At 45.3% G+C, this 18,729-nt stretch carries 19 protein-coding genes; 7 read left to right on the top strand and 12 right to left on the bottom strand.

Annotated features, from left to right (window positions below; all coding sequences use genetic code 11):
- Nucleotides 1-23 precede the first annotated feature (23 nt).
- Both acnA and LDO73_RS09335 read left to right on the top strand, forming a co-directional pair.
- A complete protein-coding gene (gene acnA / locus LDO73_RS09340) occupies nucleotides 24-2,696 on the top strand; it encodes an aconitate hydratase AcnA (protein WP_224057648.1) in 2,673 nt (890 codons plus the stop codon).
- 186 nt (nucleotides 2,697-2,882) lie between these two features.
- Nucleotides 2,883-3,332 carry a hypothetical protein gene (locus LDO73_RS09335; RefSeq protein WP_224057647.1) on the top strand — a complete coding sequence of 150 codons (450 nt, stop codon included), beginning with the start codon at nucleotides 2,883-2,885 and terminating at the stop codon, nucleotides 3,330-3,332.
- A 93-nt stretch (nucleotides 3,333-3,425) separates the two neighbouring features.
- Here LDO73_RS09335 and hemB read toward each other — a convergent pair whose 3' ends face one another.
- Together hemB and ribA are read right to left on the bottom strand one after the other, a co-directional pair.
- Nucleotides 3,426-4,403, bottom strand: a complete 978-nt coding sequence (gene hemB / locus LDO73_RS09330) for a porphobilinogen synthase (protein WP_108478092.1) — start codon at nucleotides 4,401-4,403, stop codon at nucleotides 3,426-3,428.
- A gap of 247 nt (nucleotides 4,404-4,650) precedes the next feature.
- Nucleotides 4,651-5,247: a GTP cyclohydrolase II gene (ribA, locus tag LDO73_RS09325; protein ID WP_224061165.1), complete on the bottom strand. Its 597-nt coding sequence runs from the start codon at nucleotides 5,245-5,247 to the stop codon at nucleotides 4,651-4,653.
- Nucleotides 5,248-5,460: 213 nt separating this feature from the next.
- Between ribA and pgpB the strand changes: the two genes are divergently transcribed.
- The 5 genes from pgpB to yciH all read left to right on the top strand — a co-directional run bounded on the left by pgpB (nucleotide 5,461) and on the right by yciH (nucleotide 8,928).
- Entirely contained in the window at nucleotides 5,461-6,171 is a 711-nt protein-coding gene (gene pgpB / locus LDO73_RS09320) for a phosphatidylglycerophosphatase B (RefSeq protein ID WP_224057646.1), read from the top strand.
- Between the two features lie 154 nt (nucleotides 6,172-6,325).
- On the top strand, nucleotides 6,326-6,643 hold the full coding sequence (locus LDO73_RS09315) for a LapA family protein (protein ID WP_224057645.1): 318 nt from the start codon (nucleotides 6,326-6,328) through the stop codon (nucleotides 6,641-6,643).
- A gap of 6 nt (nucleotides 6,644-6,649) precedes the next feature.
- Nucleotides 6,650-7,822, top strand: a complete 1,173-nt coding sequence (lapB, locus tag LDO73_RS09310; RefSeq protein WP_224057644.1) for a lipopolysaccharide assembly protein LapB — start codon at nucleotides 6,650-6,652, stop codon at nucleotides 7,820-7,822.
- A 45-nt stretch (nucleotides 7,823-7,867) separates the two neighbouring features.
- Nucleotides 7,868-8,605: an orotidine-5'-phosphate decarboxylase gene (gene pyrF, locus LDO73_RS09305; RefSeq protein ID WP_224057643.1), complete on the top strand. Its 738-nt coding sequence runs from the start codon at nucleotides 7,868-7,870 to the stop codon at nucleotides 8,603-8,605.
- Nucleotides 8,602-8,928 carry a stress response translation initiation inhibitor YciH gene (gene yciH, locus LDO73_RS09300; RefSeq protein ID WP_224057642.1) on the top strand — a complete coding sequence of 109 codons (327 nt, stop codon included), beginning with the start codon at nucleotides 8,602-8,604 and terminating at the stop codon, nucleotides 8,926-8,928. The genes pyrF and yciH overlap by 4 nt, the downstream gene beginning before the upstream one ends.
- 82 nt (nucleotides 8,929-9,010) lie before the next feature.
- Here the strand turns inward: yciH and osmB are convergent, their stop codons facing one another.
- The 10 genes from osmB to LDO73_RS09250 form a co-directional block, all read right to left on the bottom strand.
- Entirely contained in the window at nucleotides 9,011-9,217 is a 207-nt protein-coding gene (gene osmB, locus LDO73_RS09295) for an osmotically-inducible lipoprotein OsmB (RefSeq protein WP_006659769.1), read from the bottom strand.
- Nucleotides 9,218-9,446: 229 nt separating this feature from the next.
- Nucleotides 9,447-11,390: an exoribonuclease II gene (locus LDO73_RS09290; protein ID WP_224057641.1), complete on the bottom strand. Its 1,944-nt coding sequence runs from the start codon at nucleotides 11,388-11,390 to the stop codon at nucleotides 9,447-9,449.
- Between the two features lie 121 nt (nucleotides 11,391-11,511).
- On the bottom strand, nucleotides 11,512-12,153 hold the full coding sequence (gene nth, locus LDO73_RS09285; protein ID WP_036956562.1) for an endonuclease III: 642 nt from the start codon (nucleotides 12,151-12,153) through the stop codon (nucleotides 11,512-11,514).
- Between the two features lie 19 nt (nucleotides 12,154-12,172).
- Nucleotides 12,173-12,889, bottom strand: coding sequence for an electron transport complex subunit E (locus tag LDO73_RS09280; protein WP_224057640.1), 717 nt, complete (start codon nucleotides 12,887-12,889; stop codon nucleotides 12,173-12,175).
- Entirely contained in the window at nucleotides 12,889-13,518 is a 630-nt protein-coding gene (rsxG, locus tag LDO73_RS09275; protein ID WP_224057639.1) for an electron transport complex subunit RsxG, read from the bottom strand. Before rsxG ends, LDO73_RS09280 begins: the two co-directional genes overlap by 1 nt.
- A gap of 9 nt (nucleotides 13,519-13,527) precedes the next feature.
- Nucleotides 13,528-14,607 carry an electron transport complex subunit RsxD gene (gene rsxD / locus LDO73_RS09270; protein ID WP_224057638.1) on the bottom strand — a complete coding sequence of 360 codons (1,080 nt, stop codon included), beginning with the start codon at nucleotides 14,605-14,607 and terminating at the stop codon, nucleotides 13,528-13,530.
- Nucleotides 14,608-14,618: 11 nt separating this feature from the next.
- On the bottom strand, nucleotides 14,619-17,003 hold the full coding sequence (gene rsxC / locus LDO73_RS09265; protein ID WP_224057637.1) for an electron transport complex subunit RsxC: 2,385 nt from the start codon (nucleotides 17,001-17,003) through the stop codon (nucleotides 14,619-14,621).
- Nucleotides 16,996-17,598 carry an electron transport complex subunit RsxB gene (gene rsxB / locus LDO73_RS09260; RefSeq protein ID WP_224057636.1) on the bottom strand — a complete coding sequence of 201 codons (603 nt, stop codon included), beginning with the start codon at nucleotides 17,596-17,598 and terminating at the stop codon, nucleotides 16,996-16,998. The genes rsxC and rsxB overlap by 8 nt, the downstream gene beginning before the upstream one ends.
- The gene (rsxA, locus tag LDO73_RS09255) at nucleotides 17,598-18,179 is read right to left on the bottom strand and encodes an electron transport complex subunit RsxA (protein WP_154603759.1); all 582 of its coding nucleotides are present in this window, start codon (nucleotides 18,177-18,179) and stop codon (nucleotides 17,598-17,600) included. The genes rsxB and rsxA overlap by 1 nt, the downstream gene beginning before the upstream one ends.
- Before the next feature lie 87 nt (nucleotides 18,180-18,266).
- Nucleotides 18,267-18,707 carry a DUF2569 domain-containing protein gene (locus tag LDO73_RS09250; protein ID WP_224057635.1) on the bottom strand — a complete coding sequence of 147 codons (441 nt, stop codon included), beginning with the start codon at nucleotides 18,705-18,707 and terminating at the stop codon, nucleotides 18,267-18,269.
- Nucleotides 18,708-18,729: the final 22 nt, after the last annotated feature.

The raw sequence follows: 18,729 nt of genomic DNA, 5'->3' as shown, positions 1-18,729 counted from the left end.
GATAAAAACGCCAAGGAGGAGTTATGTCGTTGAGTTTAAAAACAAGCAGTGCAGCAACACTGAATGTCGGTAACAAACAGTATAATTACTTCAGTCTTGCCCTTGCAGAGAAACAATTAGGCAGCGGGGCGAGACTTCCTAAATCCCTCAAAGTTCTACTCGAAAACCTACTGCGTCATATCGACGGTAAATCCGTCGTAGATGCCGATCTTCAAGCCATCATCGATTGGCAAAAAAACGCTCATGCCGACAGAGAAATTGCGTATCGCCCCGCGCGGGTGCTGATGCAAGACTTTACCGGTGTTCCTGCGGTTGTTGACCTCGCCGCTATGCGTGAAGCCGTCAAATCCCTTGGTGGTAACGTCAACCAAGTTAACCCATTATCTCCCGTCGACTTAGTTATTGACCACTCAGTAATGGTCGATGAGTTTGGTAATTCCCAAGCGTTTGATGACAACGTCGAAATCGAAATGAAGCGTAACCACGAACGCTACCTATTTTTACGTTGGGGACAAAAAGCGTTTAACCGCTTTAGGGTAGTACCGCCGGGAACGGGGATTTGCCACCAAGTTAACCTTGAATACCTCGGTAAAGCGATTTGGCATGAAGAGGTTGATGGCAAGTTAGTTGCCTACCCCGATACTTTGGTTGGAACTGACTCCCACACCACCATGATCAACGGCCTGGGGGTATTAGGCTGGGGCGTTGGCGGAATTGAGGCGGAAGCCGCGATGCTGGGGCAACCTGTTTCCATGCTGATCCCCGATGTGGTGGGTTTCAAGCTAACCGGTAAATTAGCAGAAGGGATAACGGCAACAGACTTGGTCTTAACCGTCACTCAGATGCTACGTAAACATGGTGTGGTGGGTAAATTTGTTGAATTCTATGGGGATGGCTTAGCCGACCTGCCATTAGCCGATCGCGCGACCATTGCCAATATGTCACCAGAATATGGGGCAACCTGCGGCTTCTTCCCGATAGACGAAATTACCCTTGCGTATATGAAACTGACAGGGCGTGAAGACGATGAAATCGCGCTGGTGGAAGCGTACAGCAAGCAGCAAGGCTTATGGCGTCACCAAGGTGATGAGCCGATTTTCACCAGTACCTTAGCGCTGGATATGGGCACGGTCGAGTCTAGCCTTGCGGGACCTAAACGTCCACAAGACCGCGTTGAACTGAGCCAAGTTCCGAAAGCATTCCAAGGCGCAGTGGATTTAGAGCTGAATAAGCAAGATAAACACGCACATCCTCGTGTGAATTTTCAAGGACAGGAATTTGACCTCACCGATGGTGCGGTGGTGATCGCTGCTATCACATCCTGTACCAATACCTCTAACCCTAGTGTATTAATGGCGGCAGGGTTACTGGCGAAAAAAGCGATAGAAAAAGGGCTTTCTCGTCAGCCGTGGGTTAAATCCTCTCTCGCGCCGGGCTCTAAGGTTGTGACTGATTACCTCGCATTAGCGGGATTAACCCCTTATCTTGATCAACTGGGCTTTAACCTTGTAGGGTATGGTTGTACTACCTGTATTGGTAACTCCGGTCCGCTACCTGCACCGATTGAGGAGGCCATTAAGCAATCTGATCTGACTGTTGGAGCGGTGCTTTCAGGTAACCGTAACTTCGAAGGGCGCATTCATCCGTTGGTAAAAACCAACTGGCTGGCATCACCACCGCTCGTCGTTGCCTATGCACTGGCGGGCAATATGCACGTTAATTTGAAAACCGACCCATTAGGTGTGGATAAACAGGGGCAGCCTGTCTATTTGAAAGATATCTGGCCATCCAGTGCGGAAATTGCCAGTGCGGTTGAGAAAGTCAAAACCGATATGTTCCATAAGGAATATAACTCGGTCTTTGAAGGGGATGAAGCTTGGCGTGCACTGAATGTTGAAAGCTCGTCAACCTATCATTGGCAAGGGGATTCAACTTATATTCGCCATCCACCATTCTTTGAAAATATGCCAGTGCAACCTAAACCCGTCGCTGATGTTCACGGGGCAAATATTCTCGCTATTCTCGGGGATTCGGTAACAACTGACCATATATCTCCGGCGGGGAATATTAAGAAGGAAAGTCCAGCGGGGCGTTATCTCCAAGAACACGGTGTGGCAGTCGCGGATTTTAACTCTTACGGTTCTCGTCGTGGTAACCATGAAGTCATGATGCGCGGTACGTTTGCCAATATTCGTATCCGTAATGAAATGGTACCGGGAGTAGAAGGCGGCTATACCTTACATATTCCAACAGGTAAACAGATGGCTATCTTTGATGCAGCGATGCTGTATCAACAACAAAAACGTCCGTTAGCTATTATAGCGGGTAAAGAATATGGTTCAGGCTCTAGCCGTGACTGGGCAGCAAAAGGAACTAATTTACTGGGTGTTCGTGTGGTGATAGCCGAATCCTATGAACGTATCCACCGCTCTAACTTAATTGGGATGGGCGTTATTCCATTAGAATTTACAGGTGGCGAAACCCGTAAAACCCTTGGTTTAAAAGGTGATGAGCGTATTGATGTTACCGGTTTACAGTCTCTGACTCCAAGCCAAAATATCACCGTAAAAATTACCTATAGTGATGGCAAAGTGAAAGAGGTGAATACTTGTTGCCGCATTGATACTGCCACGGAAATGGAATATTACCGACATGGTGGGATCTTGCATTATGTGATCCGACAAATGCTCAGTTAATATCCGTTTATTGCGCCTACAAGATTTCTTGTGGGCGTTTTTTCTTTATTAACGCTTAATATTGTTATTTCTCAAGTTTTTTAGCCAGTTTCTCAGTTATTGTGATAGTCAGTATTCAGAAAAAGCTCAGTAGTTTGATGGAATGAAGTGACCGCATTTATCGAAAATAGCGTAAAGGAAATCAATATGGCAAATATCAATGAAACTGATTTTTTCAAGGGTGCATTATGGGCGGCAGACATTCTATTAAGCACTTCACATTGTGCGGGTGCGAATGACGAAGTTCGTGACATTTTAGAACATATTCCGAACCTCTATTCAGTTGTAATGAGAACCCCAGAGACAGAAGTCCATGATTTAAGATTATATGCAGATAAAGAGTTCCCATTAGGCTTAAATGCCGGGTACACCGCAATTTCTATTGCACCACTAAAAGATTTCTTTGATATTTTGCCTGTTACCGATCACGAACTTGATTGTGAAGCAATGGATATCGAAACGTGGGGCGTCGTTGCTGACCTTGCAAATGGTAAAAAAGATCTTCTAATTGCAGGATTACTGACCCCAGAAACCGCCCAAATGTATGCAGACCGTCTATCCGAGCAGCTAGAATTTCAACAAAAAAAGGCAAGTTAATGCTCATATTGTTGAATAAATAAGCGGAAATGAACAAAAACGCCGATACTGTATTTATATCCAGTATCGGCGTTTTGTTATCCTAAATAGAGATTACAGGATCTTATTTTCAGCTAATTGCAGTGCGAAATAAGTAAAGATTAAATCAGCTCCAGCACGTTTAATCGACCCTAAGCTTTCTAACGTGACGCGAGTTTCATCAATCGCACCTGCTTGCGCAGCAAATTTGATCATGGCGTATTCACCACTGACTTGATAAGCACCAATAGGCAATTGGGTACACTCACGCAGGTCACGGATAATATCTAAATAAGCCCCTGCTGGTTTTACCATCAGCGCATCTGCGCCTTCTTGCATATCAATCAGCGACTCGTGCAGTGCTTCACGGCGGTTCATTGGGTTCATTTGGTAAGTTTTACGATCACCTTTCAAACATGAACCTGCGGCATCACGGAAAGGGCCATACAGAGCGGAAGCGAACTTCGTGGAGTAAGACATAATCGCGGTATCGGTAAATCCAGCTTCATCAAGCGCATGGCGAATTGCGGAAACTTGTCCATCCATCGCAGCTGAAGGGGCGATAAAATCAGCACCCGCACGCGCAGCTGCAACGGCCTGCAAACCTAAATTATGGATAGTTTGGTCGTTATCAACCACATCACCGTGCATCACACCGCAGTGACCGTGAGACGTGTATTCGCAGAAACAAGTGTCTGACATCACAATCATTTCTGGGACGGTCTCTTTACAGATACGAGACATACGTGCAACCAGACCATTGTCTTGCCATGCATCGCTACCATTTTCATCTAAGTGATGAGACACACCGAAGGTCATAACAGACTTAATGCCCGCTTTTGCAATACGTTCAATTTCATAGGCTAAGCGTTTTTCTGGAATACGCACAACGCCAGGCATACTCGCTATCGGTGCGTAATCGTCTAAGCCTTCTTCTACGAAAATTGGCAAGCACAAGTCATTGATGGAGAGGTGGGTTTCTTGGAATAGGTCGCGGAATTGTTCACTTTTACGCAGTCTTCTCATGCGCTGGATGGAATGCAGGTTATTCACACTATCTCCTTGGTAGACGAAAAATAGACATTTCCCATTCGGATTATTATGTGGGAATGTTCCACTCTTATTTTTCGATGTATTTAATTATGAATGGTATTAAGTTGCGAACAGTATAAACCTTATAAAAAGAATGTGAATATAGCACTCGTCAAATGTTAGGGATTCGATTGTTATGATGAAAATGGGAATTTAGGCAAGAATAATAGGAAGGGCAAGGGACACCCTTCCTAATTGAGAGGAGTAATTATTGGTGCTTAAATAACATATGACCCATTTTTTGTGCTTTCACATCTAAATAATGTTCATTGCTAGGATTTCGTCCAACAATTAGTGGCACACGTTCAACGACGTTGATACCCGCTTCACGCATAATATCAATTTTTTTCGGGTTATTAGTCAGTAAGCGAACTTCATTGATACCTAATAATTTATACATATCAGAGCACAGGGTAAAATCACGTTCGTCGGCTTTAAATCCTAATTTTAGGTTAGCTTCAACGGTATCTAATCCTTGGTCTTGTAATGCATAAGCACGGATTTTGTTCAGTAACCCAATGTTACGACCTTCTTGGCGGTGATACAGCAGTACTCCACGGCCTTCTTCACTAATTTGCTTGAGCGCAGATTCTAATTGAAAACCACAGTCACAACGTAAACTAAATAATGCATCGCCGGTTAAGCATTCGGAATGAATACGACTGAGTACTGGCGTTGCGCCTGTAATATCACCAAAAATCAGTGCGACATGGTCTCGACCTGTTGCGATTTCTTCAAATCCTACCATTAGGAATTCACCGAAAGGGGTTGGTAGTTTGGCTTCGGCAATACGTTTTAGCTGCATATTTTCTTTCATTAGTTAAAGTAACTCTTGCTGAATTAAACACGTAAATCGATATAGTTACTAAAGTTAAATATATCGATGCTATATGACGTTTGCATATAGAGTCCGGCATTCTTTGCACACAGCCGACGCTATACTACTATAACAGAGATATTTGCAAGCTATGTAAAAATTGTTAATTAGGAAATAATTAAAACGTAAGGAATATTCTAGATGAGAAAGAGTGCCTACCTTATCGCAATAAGTGTCATTTTTTTGCTATTACCGCCGATAGTTATGATAGCCACAGGCTGGCAATGGTCTCCTGAGCATCAGCCATCAATGAAATGGTTACTTTGGCTGACGGATAGCGCAGGATTGCCCTATAGCTATGTGACGTCTGTATTTTTAACTCTCTTAACGTTAATTGTTTTTCGTCATAAGCGAAACCAATGGCTGAAGCTGCTGGTGGTTATCGCGTTATGTATTCTCGGTGCACAAGGGGTGAAGTCCTTAATGAAAAGCACCTTCCAAGAACCGCGTCCCTATGTGGTTTGGTTGGAGAAAACGTATCAAATTCCCCATCAGGAATTTTATGATTTAAAACGCGGAGAGCGGGCGGATTTGATTAAAAACACCGTGAAGTCGGATTCGCTTATTCCTAAATGGCAGCGTAAACATTGGCAGTCAGAAACAGGCTACTCATTTCCTTCAGGTCATATGTTATTTGCGGCGGGATGGGCATTACTGTTGATGGTGCTGTTTTGGCAACAACGTCAATATGCATTGAGTCTCGTCATATTATGCTGGGCACAGGGAATTGGCTTAAGTCGCATGCTGCTGGGTATGCATTGGCCAATTGATATTATTGCCTCCACGTTAATTAGTGCGCTTTTCGCACTGTTAGGTTACTGGATATATCAATCTCGATTCTTAGAGAAATGAATTTAACGCCAATCGGATTATTATGATGAAAAAGGGCGGTTTTTAGTGCGAATACACTTGGCAGGCGAATAATTTACTTTGTCTGAATGCGCTGAAAATGCTACCTTATCAGCGATATGTTTTGGAACGATAAGAACTGATAACGGGAAAAAATGTGAAATACTTTCTGATTTTATTACTAGCGGTCGCTGTTTTTATTGTGTCGATTACGCTAGGTTCAAGCAATGATCAGGTTATTACATTTAACTACCTGATTGCAAAAGGAGATTTTTCTTTATCTTCCTTACTTGCAACCTTATTTGGTGTCGGTTTTGTGCTGGGGTGGCTGGTGTGTGCAGTGTTCTATTTGCGTACCATTGTTAGCCTTAAGAATGCACGTCGTAAAATTAGACGTTTAGAATCACAATTGGGTGCTGGAGAGAAAACTATTTCTAACTCAACCGAATTAGTGACAGCTCAGAACAAGGAATAATCCTCAATGTTCGAGTTGCTTTTTCTGTTGCTACCTATTGCCGCTGCATACGGCTGGTACATGGGGCGCAGAAGTGCTCAGCAAGATAAGCAGCAGCATGCAAATCGCTTGTCCCGTGACTACGTGACAGGCGTGAACTTCCTATTATCTAATCAACAAGATAAAGCCGTTGATTTATTCCTCGAAATGCTCAAAACGGAAGACAGCTCCGCCTTTGAAGCTCACCTAACGCTAGGTAACTTATTCCGTTCTCGTGGCGAAGTTGAACGTGCGATTCGAATTCACCAGTCGCTGGTGGAAAGTGCCGCACTTTCTTTTGAACAACGTTTATTAGCCACTCAACAACTCGGTCGTGATTATATGACAGCGGGTGTGTATGACCGTGCTGAAAACATGTTCCAGCAATTAACCGATGAAGTGGATTTTAAACACAGTGCGCTGCAATCTTTGTTATCGATTTATCAATTAACCAGTGACTGGGGCAAAGCCATAGAAACGGCAACCAAGCTGGTGAAACTAGGCTCTGAAGAGTTACGGGAACAGATCGCCCATTTCTATTGTGAGTTAGCGACTCAAGAATTGGCGAGTGATGATATCGACGAAGCTTTAAGCCTATTAAACAAAGGTGAGCAAGCGGATAAAAACTGCGCACGCGTTTCGATTATGAAAGGGCGTATTTTTATCGAGCAAGGCAATTATGATAAAGCGATTTCTGCCTTAGTGCAGGTTTATCATCAAGATAGAGAACTGGTTTCTGAAACGCTGCCAATGCTGTACGAATGCTATCGACACACTGGGCTGGCAGAAGGCTGGGAAACCTATTTACGTCAATGTGTTGATGGAAATACAGGCGCAATTGCCGAGCTTTATCTCGCTGATATTATCGTTGAAAAGCAGAATCACGAAGCGGCTGCTAGCTACATCAATGACCAAATTCAGCGTCATCCAACCATGCGTTTATTCTACCGTTTGATGGATTATCATTTGGCAGAAGCAGAAGAAGGCCGAGCCAAAGAGAGCTTGATTTTGCTGCGTAAAATGGTGGGTGAGCAAATTCGTACTAAACCGGATTACCGTTGCCACAAATGTGGTTTTACCTCCCGTTCGCTCTATTGGCACTGTCCATCTTGCCGCTCTTGGGACACCATCAAGCCAATTCGCGGGCTGGATGGCCAGTGACAGCGTCACTTTTAATTTCTGACAATACTCAATAAAGGCTATGAAATGATCTCCTCAACTGAGAACCTCGTTCGCGTAAACACTGACTCGCCTATCATTGTGGCTCTAGACTATGAAACTGCGGATGCCGCACTGGCATTTGTTGATAGGATTGACCCGCGCGATTGTCGCTTAAAAGTGGGCAAAGAGATGTTCACATTTAATGGTCCTCAATTTGTAAAGTCACTCCATGATCGTGGTTTTGATGTTTTTCTGGATCTCAAATTCCATGATATTCCGAATACGGTTGCTCGTGCTGTTTCCGCAGCCGCAGAAATGGGCGTTTGGATGGTCAACGTCCACGCTAGCGGCGGTGCACGAATGATGGAAGCGGCACGTCAAGCTCTTGAAAGTTACGGAAAAGACGCACCTTTATTAACGGCTGTCACCGTATTAACCAGTATGGATGCTTCGGATTTAGCGGGTGTTGGTATTAATCTAACGCCAGCCGAGCATGCTGAACGTTTAGCGCTGTTAACTAAACAGTGTGGTCTTGATGGTGTCGTGTGCTCCGCACATGAGGCAAAAGCGCTAAAAGCGGTATGTGGGCAAGCGTTTAAGTTAGTGACTCCTGGTATTCGCCCTGTAGGCAGTGAAGTAGGTGACCAACGCCGTATTATGACCCCACAGCAAGCGATTGAAGCGGGTGTCGATTATATGGTAATTGGGCGTCCGATCACCCGTAGTGAAGACCCAGCGCTGACCTTACAACAAATTAACCAGTCCATTAAGGATATCGCATGAGTGACGCTAACAGCCGTCTCGTCTATAGCACGGATATTGGACGCATTGAGGAAGAGAAACCGAAAGCCGAGCGTCCGAAAGGCGATGGTATCGTGCGTATTCGCCGTGAAACATCCGGTCGTAAGGGGAAGGGCGTTTGCGTTGTGACGGGGTTGGACTTAGATGATGCACAACTGACGAAACTGGCTGCTGAATTAAAGAAAAAATGCGGTTGCGGCGGAGCTGTGAAAGACGGTGATATCGAGATCCAAGGTGATAAGCGTGACTTGCTGAAACAATTACTTGAAGCTAAAGATTACCAAGTTAAATTGGCCGGTGGCTGATTAGCAATCTTTAAGAAATAACCATCCTAATAAAATGGGGGAAATTGCTCCCCCATTTGTCATTATAATGTGTGTGTAAAATTTACTTCTTCACTTGATGTCCAATAATCCCGCCGATAGCCGCGCCGCCTACTGTGCCCAGAGCGCTTCCATCCGTTAATATTGCGCCTCCAACAGCACCGACAGTCGCTCCAATCGCTGTGTTTTTATTCTGTTTTGACATATTTGAACAAGCACTGAGACCCAGCGCCACCGTTGCGATAATGACAAAAGAGAGGATGCGTTTCATGATGTTTACTCCAACTTATTTTTTATAATGATAATTACGTATCAGCATATAGCCAAAATAAAATATCATGAAAAAAGAATAGGCGGATCGGAATAATCAGAAAAAAATGTCAAGAAATGTTAGATGTTTAACATTAAATGCTAACTCATTCATATTGAATGTATTTTGACCATATAAAAAAAGCCATTACTCTTAAGTAATGGCTTTTTTGGTACGAAATAGCGAATGACTACGCAGCTGGGCGAGCCACGATATTACGGGTTTCCATACGCACTTCAGCGATGTTGACATCAATAATATCGTTTAGTTGATAGGCTTTTTCGCCTTTGATCAGCACGCTACCAGTCTCTTGGCTGCATTGAATTTCATCACGAACACTGTGCAGGAATGGTGCAGGAATAAAGGCAACGGCACCGTTATCCACTAAACGCACACGCACACCGCCGCGAGTAATATCGATAATTTCTGCAGGGAACTTGGTATCGGTGCCTTCAAATGGTTTCAGATAGCGGGAATATAACCAATCACCCACATCACGCTCAGCCATACGGTTAGCACGGCGACGTTCTGCCAGCTTAAGGGATAACGCTTCACTTGGTTTTTCTGGTGTTGGAGCACCTGCAATAATCGATTTCAGCAACCGGTGGTTGACGATATCGGTGTATTTACGAATTGGCGATGTCCATGTTGCATACGCGTCAAAGCCCAGACCAAAGTGAGGGCCTGGATCCGCTTTCACTTCCGCAAAGGTTTGGAAGCGACGAATACGGCTGTCTAAGAATTGAGTCGGCTGTGAATCCAAGAGGCGGCGTAATTGACGGAAACCTTCAAGGGTTAATAGTTCTTCACCTTTAGCTTCGATGCCATTATCTTTCAAGGTCTGAACCACTTGCTCGATTTGCAGAGGTTCAAAGCCCATATGGACGTTAAACACACCGAAACCTAATTTGTTTTTCAGTACGTTAGCTGCACATAAGTTGGCGGTGATCATCGCTTCTTCAACAATACGATTTGCAGTACGACGGCTTTCTGAGACGATATCCACCACGTTGCCATTTTCGTCTAAAACAAAACGGTAATCCGGTCTATCTTTGAAGACTAAGGCATTATCATGACGCCACTGTAAGCGCTTGTCCGCCATCTCTTTTAATAGCAGAATTTGCTGAGTGTCAGCGTCAGATTGTGGTTTCCAAGAGCCCGATTCTTCTAGCCAATCAGAAACTTCGTCGTAAACTAATTTAGTTTTAGATTCAACCCACGCACTGAAAAACTCAATATTGCTATCAATCAAGCCATCTTGCAGGATCTGCGTAATGCAAACCAGTGCAGGGCGGCGGGCATTTGGACGCAAAGAACATAAATCATCAGACAGTTGGCGAGGCAACATTGGAATGTTAAAGCCTGGCAGGTAATTGGTGAATGAACGGGCTAATGCCAGTTTATCCAATTCGCTGCCTTCTTTGATATAACTGGTTGGATCGGCAATCGCGATATACAGCTTCAGATTGCCTTCAGCCGTTTTCTCGATATACAGCGCATCATCCATATCTTCAGTACTTGCACTGTCGATGGTGACAAAGTGAAGGTCAGTTAAATCAAGACGTTCTAAACCTTCATCATCACGCTCACTCTCAACCATTACAGGTTCAGCGCGATCTAATTGGTGACGGCGTAACGTTACCCACCACGGCGCGAAATGGTCATCACCGAAGGTAATATATTCTGTAATTTCGGCGTAGAAACCTTTGTCGCCTTTTAATGGGTGGCGACGCATTTCTGCGACAACCCAGTCACCTTGCTTAAATTCATGAGTGATACCATTGATTGGTCGACAAGAAATGGCATCTTTTAGCAGTGGGTGATCTGGAATAACAAACAGGCGATTGTCGTTATCTTTCTTCTGAATTTTACCAACAAAACGGTTAAGGAATGGCTCGATAAGCTCTTCAGGCTCGGCAAACTCACGGTCTTTATCCGTATGAACGGCGGCAGAAATTCTATCCCCGTGCATCACTTTTTTCATTTGCGGAGGTGGAATGAAATAGCTTTTTTGTCCATCGACTTCTAAAAAGCCAAAGCCTTTTTCAGTGCTTTTCACCAGACCTTCGACACGAGGTGTTTTGGCATGCAACGTTTGTTTGAGTTGCGCTAATAATGGGTTGTCTTGAAACATACTTACCGTTTATTTGATGTTGAGTTTGGCTCTATTGTTGCGTAAGACAAAGTCTTAGAGCAAGAAAAAAATGCGAATGACTTTATAACTGTGTGGAAATTCGCATCTTGGGCTAAGTTGATTAATTTTCAGGGTAAATTTTATCTTTAAACTCGCAAAGATCTTCAATGATGCAAGATCCACAGCGCGGTTTTCGGGCGATGCATGTATAACGACCATGGAGAATGAACCAGTGGTGGCAATCGACTTTAAATTCAGCAGGAACCACTTTCAATAACTTTTCCTCGACTTCCACAACATCTTTGCCAGGAGCAAACTTGGTGCGATTACACACGCGAAAAATATGGGTATCGACGGCAATGGTTGGCCAGCCAAAGGCGGTATTGAGCACAACGTTTGCCGTTTTACGCCCAACACCCGGCAAGGCTTCTAATGCCTCGCGGTTTTCAGGGACTTGGCTATGATGCTTTTCAATCAGAATCTGACAGGTTTTATAGACGCTTTCAGCTTTGGTATTAAATAATCCAATGGTTTTAATATACTCTTTGATGCCATCAACGCCTAGGGCGACCATCTGCTCCGGTGTATTGGCGACGGGATAAAGTTTTGCCGTCGCTTTGTTGACGCTGACATCGGTGGCTTGTGCAGACAGCAGCACCGAAATCAGTAACTCAAAAGGGGAGCTAAATTCTAGCTCCGTTGTAGGATGAGGATTGTTATCGCGCAGGCGAGTGAGAATTTCGATTCGTTTAGTTTTATTCATTGCTCACAAAGCTTCAAATTTAAGAAATATGAGTGCCACAACCTTGTTCTTTTTGGTATTCACGAGCAGGTTGTTGACCTGATTTTAGCGCCGCGCGCTTTTTCATCTTTTCATCAATAAGGTATTTACCTGCTAGCATCAAGGCTAAGCCAATAAATGCGCCCGGGGGCAGCATAGCGAGTAAAAAAGGTGAGTCAAGGTGTAAGACTTCCACACGTAACGATTTTGCCCATGAACCTAACAGAAGGTCAGCGCCATCGAACAAGGTGCCGTTGCCGAGAATTTCACGCATAGCACCCAGTACAAACAGTGCGGCTGTTGCTCCCAATCCCATTGCCAAACCATCGACGGCAGATAAAGGAACGGGATTGCGAGAAGCATAAGCTTCAGCGCGGCCAATCACGATACAGTTTGTGACAATCAGTGGAATAAAGATCCCCAGCGATTCATACAAACCAAATGCATAGGCGTTGATCAGCATTTGTACAGCGCTCACAACAGAGGCAATAATCATCACGTAAATAGGAATACGAATTTCAGCGGGAACCCAGCGACGAAAAGCGGATACCGCTACGTTAGTGCAGACAAGAACGAGGGTTGTTGCTAGCCCCAGACCTAATGCGTTAGTCGCTGTAGATGATACCGCTAATAATGGGCATAAACCCAGTAATTGTACTAATGCTGAGTTATTCTTCCATAACCCTTGAGCAAATAATTCTTTGGTTTCGCTACTCATTATTCATCCCCACAAATTGGGTAGTTCGCTAATTCTTCAGGTACCGTTTGAATAAATGAGGCGGTACGTTTTGTGGCATTGACAACAGCACGAGGGGTAATGGTTGCCCCCGTAAATTGGTCAAAATCACCACCATCTTTTTTCACTGCCCAATGAGGGTCCTGCGCAGATTCGATTTTTTTGCCCGTAAAATGGGTGATCCAATCGGAAATACGGGTTTCAATTTTGTCCCCAAGTCCCGGTGTTTCATGGTGTTCTGTGACTCGAACACCCAAAACATTGCCTTTAAAATCTGCACCGACTAACAAGTTGATCGCGCCGGAATAACCATCAGGAGCGGTGCTTTCTAAAGCCGCAGCAACAGGCTGACCATCCTTGCGGGCAATATACAGATGTCGAGGGAGTTTATTTCCCAGTATAGCTTCATTGGTGACCAGATAGCACTCTTTGGCGAGTTCATTATCATATAAAGATTCAGGCACCACTTGGTCGAGCAATTTCTTCTGCACAATGGCGGCTTGTTCCGCAATGGTATCTTTCGTCAGCGTATATACAGCAGCGCTTAGGGCTGTCGTTCCCGCCGCGAACAGAGCCAAGATTGTGCCATGACGGCGCATTGTATTGAACATGCTGGCTCCTTACTTATGCCCATACGCGCGAGGCTGCGTATAGTGGTCGATTAATGGTACAGTGATATTGGCAAGTAAGACAGCGAAGGCGACGGCATCAGGATATCCACCATAAACGCGGATCACCCACACTAAAAAGCCAATTAATACACCAAAAATAATCCGTCCTTTTGGTGTGGTCGATGCGGTGACTGGGTCGGTAGCAATAAAGAATGCACCCAACATAGTCGCACCTGACAATAATTGGATTAATGGCGGAGAATAGCGGCTATCGTCAATTAACCAGCTAACCACCGCGAGTAGGGCTAAAGTACCAATAAATGCCACGGGAATATGCCAGCTAATAATGCGACGGCTTAGCATAATTAGTCCGCCTGCCAAATAGGCAAGGTTCACCCACTGCCAGCCGATACCGGCTAAAGAGCCTTGTAAAACGGGTTGCTGTAGCACATCGGAAATGGAGTGAGTTAATAAGCCCGTTTTAAAGCTATCCAACGGTGTCGCTTGGCTCATACCATCAATGCCGGTACGTAATTGATCCAGCGTTATTCCCGTTGAGGTATGCCCGCTAAAAATCACCATCAAGCTATCAAAACCTGAAATATGCAGCTGTTGCAATTCTTGAGGTGGCAACCAGTTGGTCATTTGTACAGGGAATGAAATCAGCAACACCACATAACCGACCATGGCAGGGTTAAATGGATTCTGTCCCAAGCCTCCGTAGCATTGCTTAGCAATAATAATGGCAAATACAGTGCCCAACACAATCAGCCACCAAGGTGATAGTGGTGGTAAACTTACGCCGAGTAATAATGCCGTCACAATTGCGGAATTATCTTTCAAAACAGGCAGCACAGGCTGATGGCGTAAGCGGATGGAGACGGCTTCCGTTACTGCGGCCGTAACCATCGCAATGGCGATTTGGTATAAGGTTCCAACGCCAAAAAAATAGGTTTGCACTGCAATGCCGGGGATAGCGGCAAGCAGAACCCAAAACATGACCTGACTGGTGCTTTGGTTATCATGAGTAAATGGGGCGCTAGCAATTTTTAAACGGCGTGCTTTGCTATCAAGCGGTCTAAATTTCATCTGTTTATCACTTACTCTGTGGTGGTTTGTTCGTTTGATTGTTGTTCCGCGGCTTTCTTTGCCTTAACTCGAGCAATAGCGGCAGCAACGGCGGCTTTGCGCGGATCGGCTTCTTCGGCAGCTTGAGCTGGGGCTTCAACAACAGGCTCTGAAGTTTGCTGTGCAGCAGCTTTCTTGGCTTTCGCACGAGCAATGGCCGCAGCAACAGCGGCTTTACGCGGATCGACTTCTTCAGTGGCTTGAACTGGGGCTTCAACAATAGGCTCAGCAGATTGTTGTTCTGTCGCTTGCTGTGCAGCAGCTTTCTTGGCTTTCGCACGAGCAATCGCAGCAGCAACGGCGGCTTTGCGCGGATCGACTTCCTCTGCGGCTTCAACAGGGGCTTCAACAACAGGCTCTGAAGTTTGCTGTGCAGCAGCTTTCTTGGCTTTCGCACGAGCAATCGCAGCAGCAACGGCGGCTTTACGCGGGTCGACTTCCTCAGCGGCTTCAACTGGCGCTTCAACAACAGGCTCTGAAGTCTGCTGTGTAGCAGCTTTCTTGGCTTTCGCACGAGCAATCGCAGCAGCAACAGCAGCTTTGCGTGGATCGACTTCCTCAGAGGCTTCAACTGGCGCTTCAACAACAGGCTCTGAAGTTGGCTGTGCAGCAGCTTTTTTCGCTTTTGCACGAGCAATCGCAGCAGCGACGGCAGCTTTGCGTGGGTCATCACCCTCAGCACCATCTGCTGCAATCACTGAGTTGTCAGATTGGGTTTGCTCTGCGACTTTTTGCGCTTGCTTCGCACGAGCTTGGGCTTTACGCGCTTCTCTTGCTGCAATAACGGCACTATTATCCGGCAATTCACCCGAAATGATTTTTATTGGCTCAGCGGTTGATGCTTTCTTCGCTTTAACACGAGCCAGCGCCGCATTAACCGCATCTTTATCTGCGGTATCCACTTGAACAGCCGCTTTTTTATGGCGTTCTTCACGGGCAAGTTTTTCGCGTTCCATGCGCTGCTGTTTGGCTTCAAAGCGCAGTTTTGCTTCTGCAGAACGACGTTCTTCTTGGTCTATTTCACGAATTTCGGCTTTTTCTTGGCGATAATATTGCACTAGCGGAATATTACTTGGGCAAACATAAGCGCAAGCGCCACACTCAATGCAGTCGAAGAGGTTATGTTTGTGCGCTTTTTCGTGTTCGTTGCCTTTGCTGAACCAATATAATTGCTGGGGCAGTAATCCCGCAGGGCAGGCATCAACACATAAACCGCAACGAATGCAGGCTTCTTCGACGGGTTTTTCACCCATTTCTTCTTGGGTAGGGACCAATAAACAGTTACAGATTTTCACCACCGGCACATTCAGATCCGGTAGCGTAAAGCCCATTAATGGGCCTCCCATAATCACCATTTGCTCAGTTTCAGGCTCAAAACCGGATTGTTGAAGCAGGTGCTTAACTGGAGTGCCTAAACGAGCCCAGAAATTACCAGGCTGCTTAATAGCTTCACCCGTCACTGTCACGACACGTTCAATCAGTGGTTGACCATCAATCACCGCACGTTTAATGGCAACGACGGTACCGACGTTCTGCATTAACACGCCAATTTGGGAAGAACGTGCGCCAGAAGGAACTTCTTTTCCAGTTAAGATTTTTGTGAGCTGTTTCGCGCCACCCGATGGGTATTTGGTTGGGATCACGCGCACAAAAATCTGTGGATCCATTGGTGTAAGAGCCCGCTTTAATGCATTGATCGCTTCGGGTTTATTATCTTCAATACCAATCAACACTTGGTCAGGATTGAGTAAATGTTGTAAAACGCGGCAACCTTCGATGACTTCTTGAGCGTGCTCTTGCATTAAGCGGTCATCTGCGGTGATGTATGGCTCGCATTCAGCAGCATTGATAATCAACGTTTTAATGGCGTCTTTACCGCCCGCCAGTTTAGAGGCCGTTGGGAAACCTGCGCCCCCTAAACCTGCGATCCCTGATTGCTCAATCTTATTGAGCAAATCGGCGCGTGAAAGTTGCTGGAAGTTAGGCTCGGGCTGTAAAGGTGCCCAAGTATCTAAACCATCAGATTTAATTTTGACGCACAGCTCTTTTAACCCTGATGGGTGGGCAGTAACCATAGGCTCAATAGCAACAATGGTTCCTGACGTTGAGGCGTGTACGGGTACTGTGCGGCCAGTACCTTTGGTGAGCGGCTGCCCTTTAAGGACTGTGTCACCAACCTTAACAATCAATTCGCCTTCTGGTCCTAAATGCTGTTGCAGCGGAATAATTAACTCGTTAGGGACTGAGGCGACTCGCATAGGCGTTTGGCTGGATTGTAGTTTCATCTCTGGCGGGTGAATGCCGCCATCGAAGTCCCAGATATTATCTTTTTTCAACCACTTAAATAAATTAAACATGGGAACCCTCTTTAACTGAAGAAAGAGGTGCTTCTGTGATGTTTTTAACGGGGATGGTGTTTAAATCCCATTTCCAGTTAGCGGTTGTGGTTTTAACCGGTACCATTTCAATACAATCCGTAGGGCAAGGGGCTACACACAGATCACAGCCTGTACACAAATCTTCAATCACGGTATGCATAGCGCGAGTGGCACCGACAATGGCATCCACTGGGCAAGCTTGAATACATTTGGTGCAACCAATACAGTTTTCTTCATCGATGACCGCCACTTTACGAACGGGGTTTTGTGCCTCTTCATCGCCATCAATAGGCTGAGGGTCCACGTTCATCAATTCAGCTATTTTGAGCATCACTTGCTCGCCGCCAGGAGCGCATTTATTAATCATCTCACCGTTATTGGCGACGGCTTCTGCGTAGGGACGACATCCTGGGTAACTGCATTGACCACACTGGCTTTGCGGTAAAATCGCATCCAGTTTTTCAACAATTGGGTCTTCTTCAACTTTAAAACGTAATGAGGCATAGCCTAAGATCAGCCCAAATATCAGCCCGAAAACGGCTAATATGCCAATCGCAATCCACAAAGACATCATTAGAATTTCACCAAACCACTAAAGCCCATAAATGCAAGGGACATTAACCCTGCCGTGATCAGGCCAATTGACGAACCTTTAAAAGGCGCTGGGACATTTGCGACAGCCAAACGCTCGCGGATCGCAGCGAAAAGCACCATCACAAAAGAGAATCCGACGGCGGCACTAAAGCCATAAACCGCAGATTGCAAGAAATTATGGGATTGGTTGATATTTAATAAAGCCACCCCAAGAACCGCGCAGTTAGTGGTGATCAGTGGTAAAAAGATCCCCAATAAGCGGTATAACGTTGGGCTAGTTTTTCTCACAACCATTTCGGTAAATTGCACAACGACAGCAATCACAAGGATAAAGCTCAGTGTGCGCAGATAGACTAGATCCAGTGGGATTAAGATCAACGTATCGATTAGCCACGAACAAATAGAGGCGAGAGTCATAACGAACGTCGTCGCAAACCCCATCCCAATGGCAGTTTCTAGTTTTTTTGATACACCCATAAATGGGCATAATCCCAAGAATTTAACGAGGACAAAGTTGTTGACTAACACTGTCCCAATAAAAAGTAGAAGATAGTCGGTCATGTCATAGCCTGAAGAGAGAAAAAAGCCCAAAAACTGACCGCAGTCAGTTTAACGGAGGCTATGATATCAAAGCTATTTTTGTGATGCTTATCGATCTTGTGTGAAAGTCATTTTCACACGTTTAGAAACTTTCATATATGGGACGAAAAAAGCAGCCCCTAAGAGTGGCCACGCAAGGATTTGTAAGGCTGTCTGGTCATCAATCGGGGAAAAGGCGAAGGTTTTTAGCCCGATTAACATTAATGCTAATAACCAGATAGTAAAACGACGGGGGAAATGGCGAGAACGTTTAAACATCAATTGCGCCATATGCACGCTAAAAAGTGACATAGCGAGGCTAATAGCGAATGATAAATACCACTGAGGAGTAATGAAACTACTCCAGCTTTCAACGGTGGTCACAATTTCATAAAACTTAATGCAGTACATCACGGTCATGCTGCAAGCAGCAAATAATGTCAGCAGTAAATAGCTAGCGGGGACTAATAGCCAGCCAGTAATACGGTCCGCGTTATAAACAGAAGTCATAAATAAGGGATCCCTTATCATA

The organism is Providencia alcalifaciens (assembly GCF_915403165.1).
GTDB lineage: Bacteria > Pseudomonadota > Gammaproteobacteria > Enterobacterales > Enterobacteriaceae > Providencia > Providencia alcalifaciens_C.
Note: the sequence above shows the minus strand (reverse complement) of the source record. Positions and strands in the feature narration are given on the sequence as shown.

Excerpts from the sequence above, each read along its gene's own strand:
- rsxA (WP_154603759.1), bottom strand. The coding sequence starts at position 18,179 with ATGACCGACTATCTTCTACTTTTTATTGGGACAGTGTTAGTCAACAAC.
- osmB (WP_006659769.1), bottom strand. The coding sequence starts at position 9,217 with ATGAAACGCATCCTCTCTTTTGTCATTATCGCAACGGTGGCGCTGGGT.
- lapB (WP_224057644.1), top strand. The coding sequence starts at position 6,650 with ATGTTCGAGTTGCTTTTTCTGTTGCTACCTATTGCCGCTGCATACGGC.
- LDO73_RS09335 (WP_224057647.1), top strand. The coding sequence starts at position 2,883 with ATGGCAAATATCAATGAAACTGATTTTTTCAAGGGTGCATTATGGGCG.
- LDO73_RS09290 (WP_224057641.1), bottom strand. The coding sequence starts at position 11,390 with ATGTTTCAAGACAACCCATTATTAGCGCAACTCAAACAAACGTTGCAT.
- LDO73_RS09280 (WP_224057640.1), bottom strand. The coding sequence starts at position 12,889 with ATGAGTAGCGAAACCAAAGAATTATTTGCTCAAGGGTTATGGAAGAAT.
- ribA (WP_224061165.1), bottom strand. The coding sequence starts at position 5,247 with ATGCAGCTAAAACGTATTGCCGAAGCCAAACTACCAACCCCTTTCGGT.
- yciH (WP_224057642.1), top strand. The coding sequence starts at position 8,602 with ATGAGTGACGCTAACAGCCGTCTCGTCTATAGCACGGATATTGGACGC.
- rsxC (WP_224057637.1), bottom strand. The coding sequence starts at position 17,003 with ATGTTTAATTTATTTAAGTGGTTGAAAAAAGATAATATCTGGGACTTC.
- pgpB (WP_224057646.1), top strand. The coding sequence starts at position 5,461 with ATGAGAAAGAGTGCCTACCTTATCGCAATAAGTGTCATTTTTTTGCTA.
- nth (WP_036956562.1), bottom strand. The coding sequence starts at position 12,153 with ATGAATAAAACTAAACGAATCGAAATTCTCACTCGCCTGCGCGATAAC.
- LDO73_RS09250 (WP_224057635.1), bottom strand. The coding sequence starts at position 18,707 with ATGACTTCTGTTTATAACGCGGACCGTATTACTGGCTGGCTATTAGTC.
- rsxD (WP_224057638.1), bottom strand. The coding sequence starts at position 14,607 with ATGAAATTTAGACCGCTTGATAGCAAAGCACGCCGTTTAAAAATTGCT.
- pyrF (WP_224057643.1), top strand. The coding sequence starts at position 7,868 with ATGATCTCCTCAACTGAGAACCTCGTTCGCGTAAACACTGACTCGCCT.
- rsxG (WP_224057639.1), bottom strand. The coding sequence starts at position 13,518 with ATGTTCAATACAATGCGCCGTCATGGCACAATCTTGGCTCTGTTCGCG.
- rsxB (WP_224057636.1), bottom strand. The coding sequence starts at position 17,598 with ATGATGTCTTTGTGGATTGCGATTGGCATATTAGCCGTTTTCGGGCTG.
- acnA (WP_224057648.1), top strand. The coding sequence starts at position 24 with ATGTCGTTGAGTTTAAAAACAAGCAGTGCAGCAACACTGAATGTCGGT.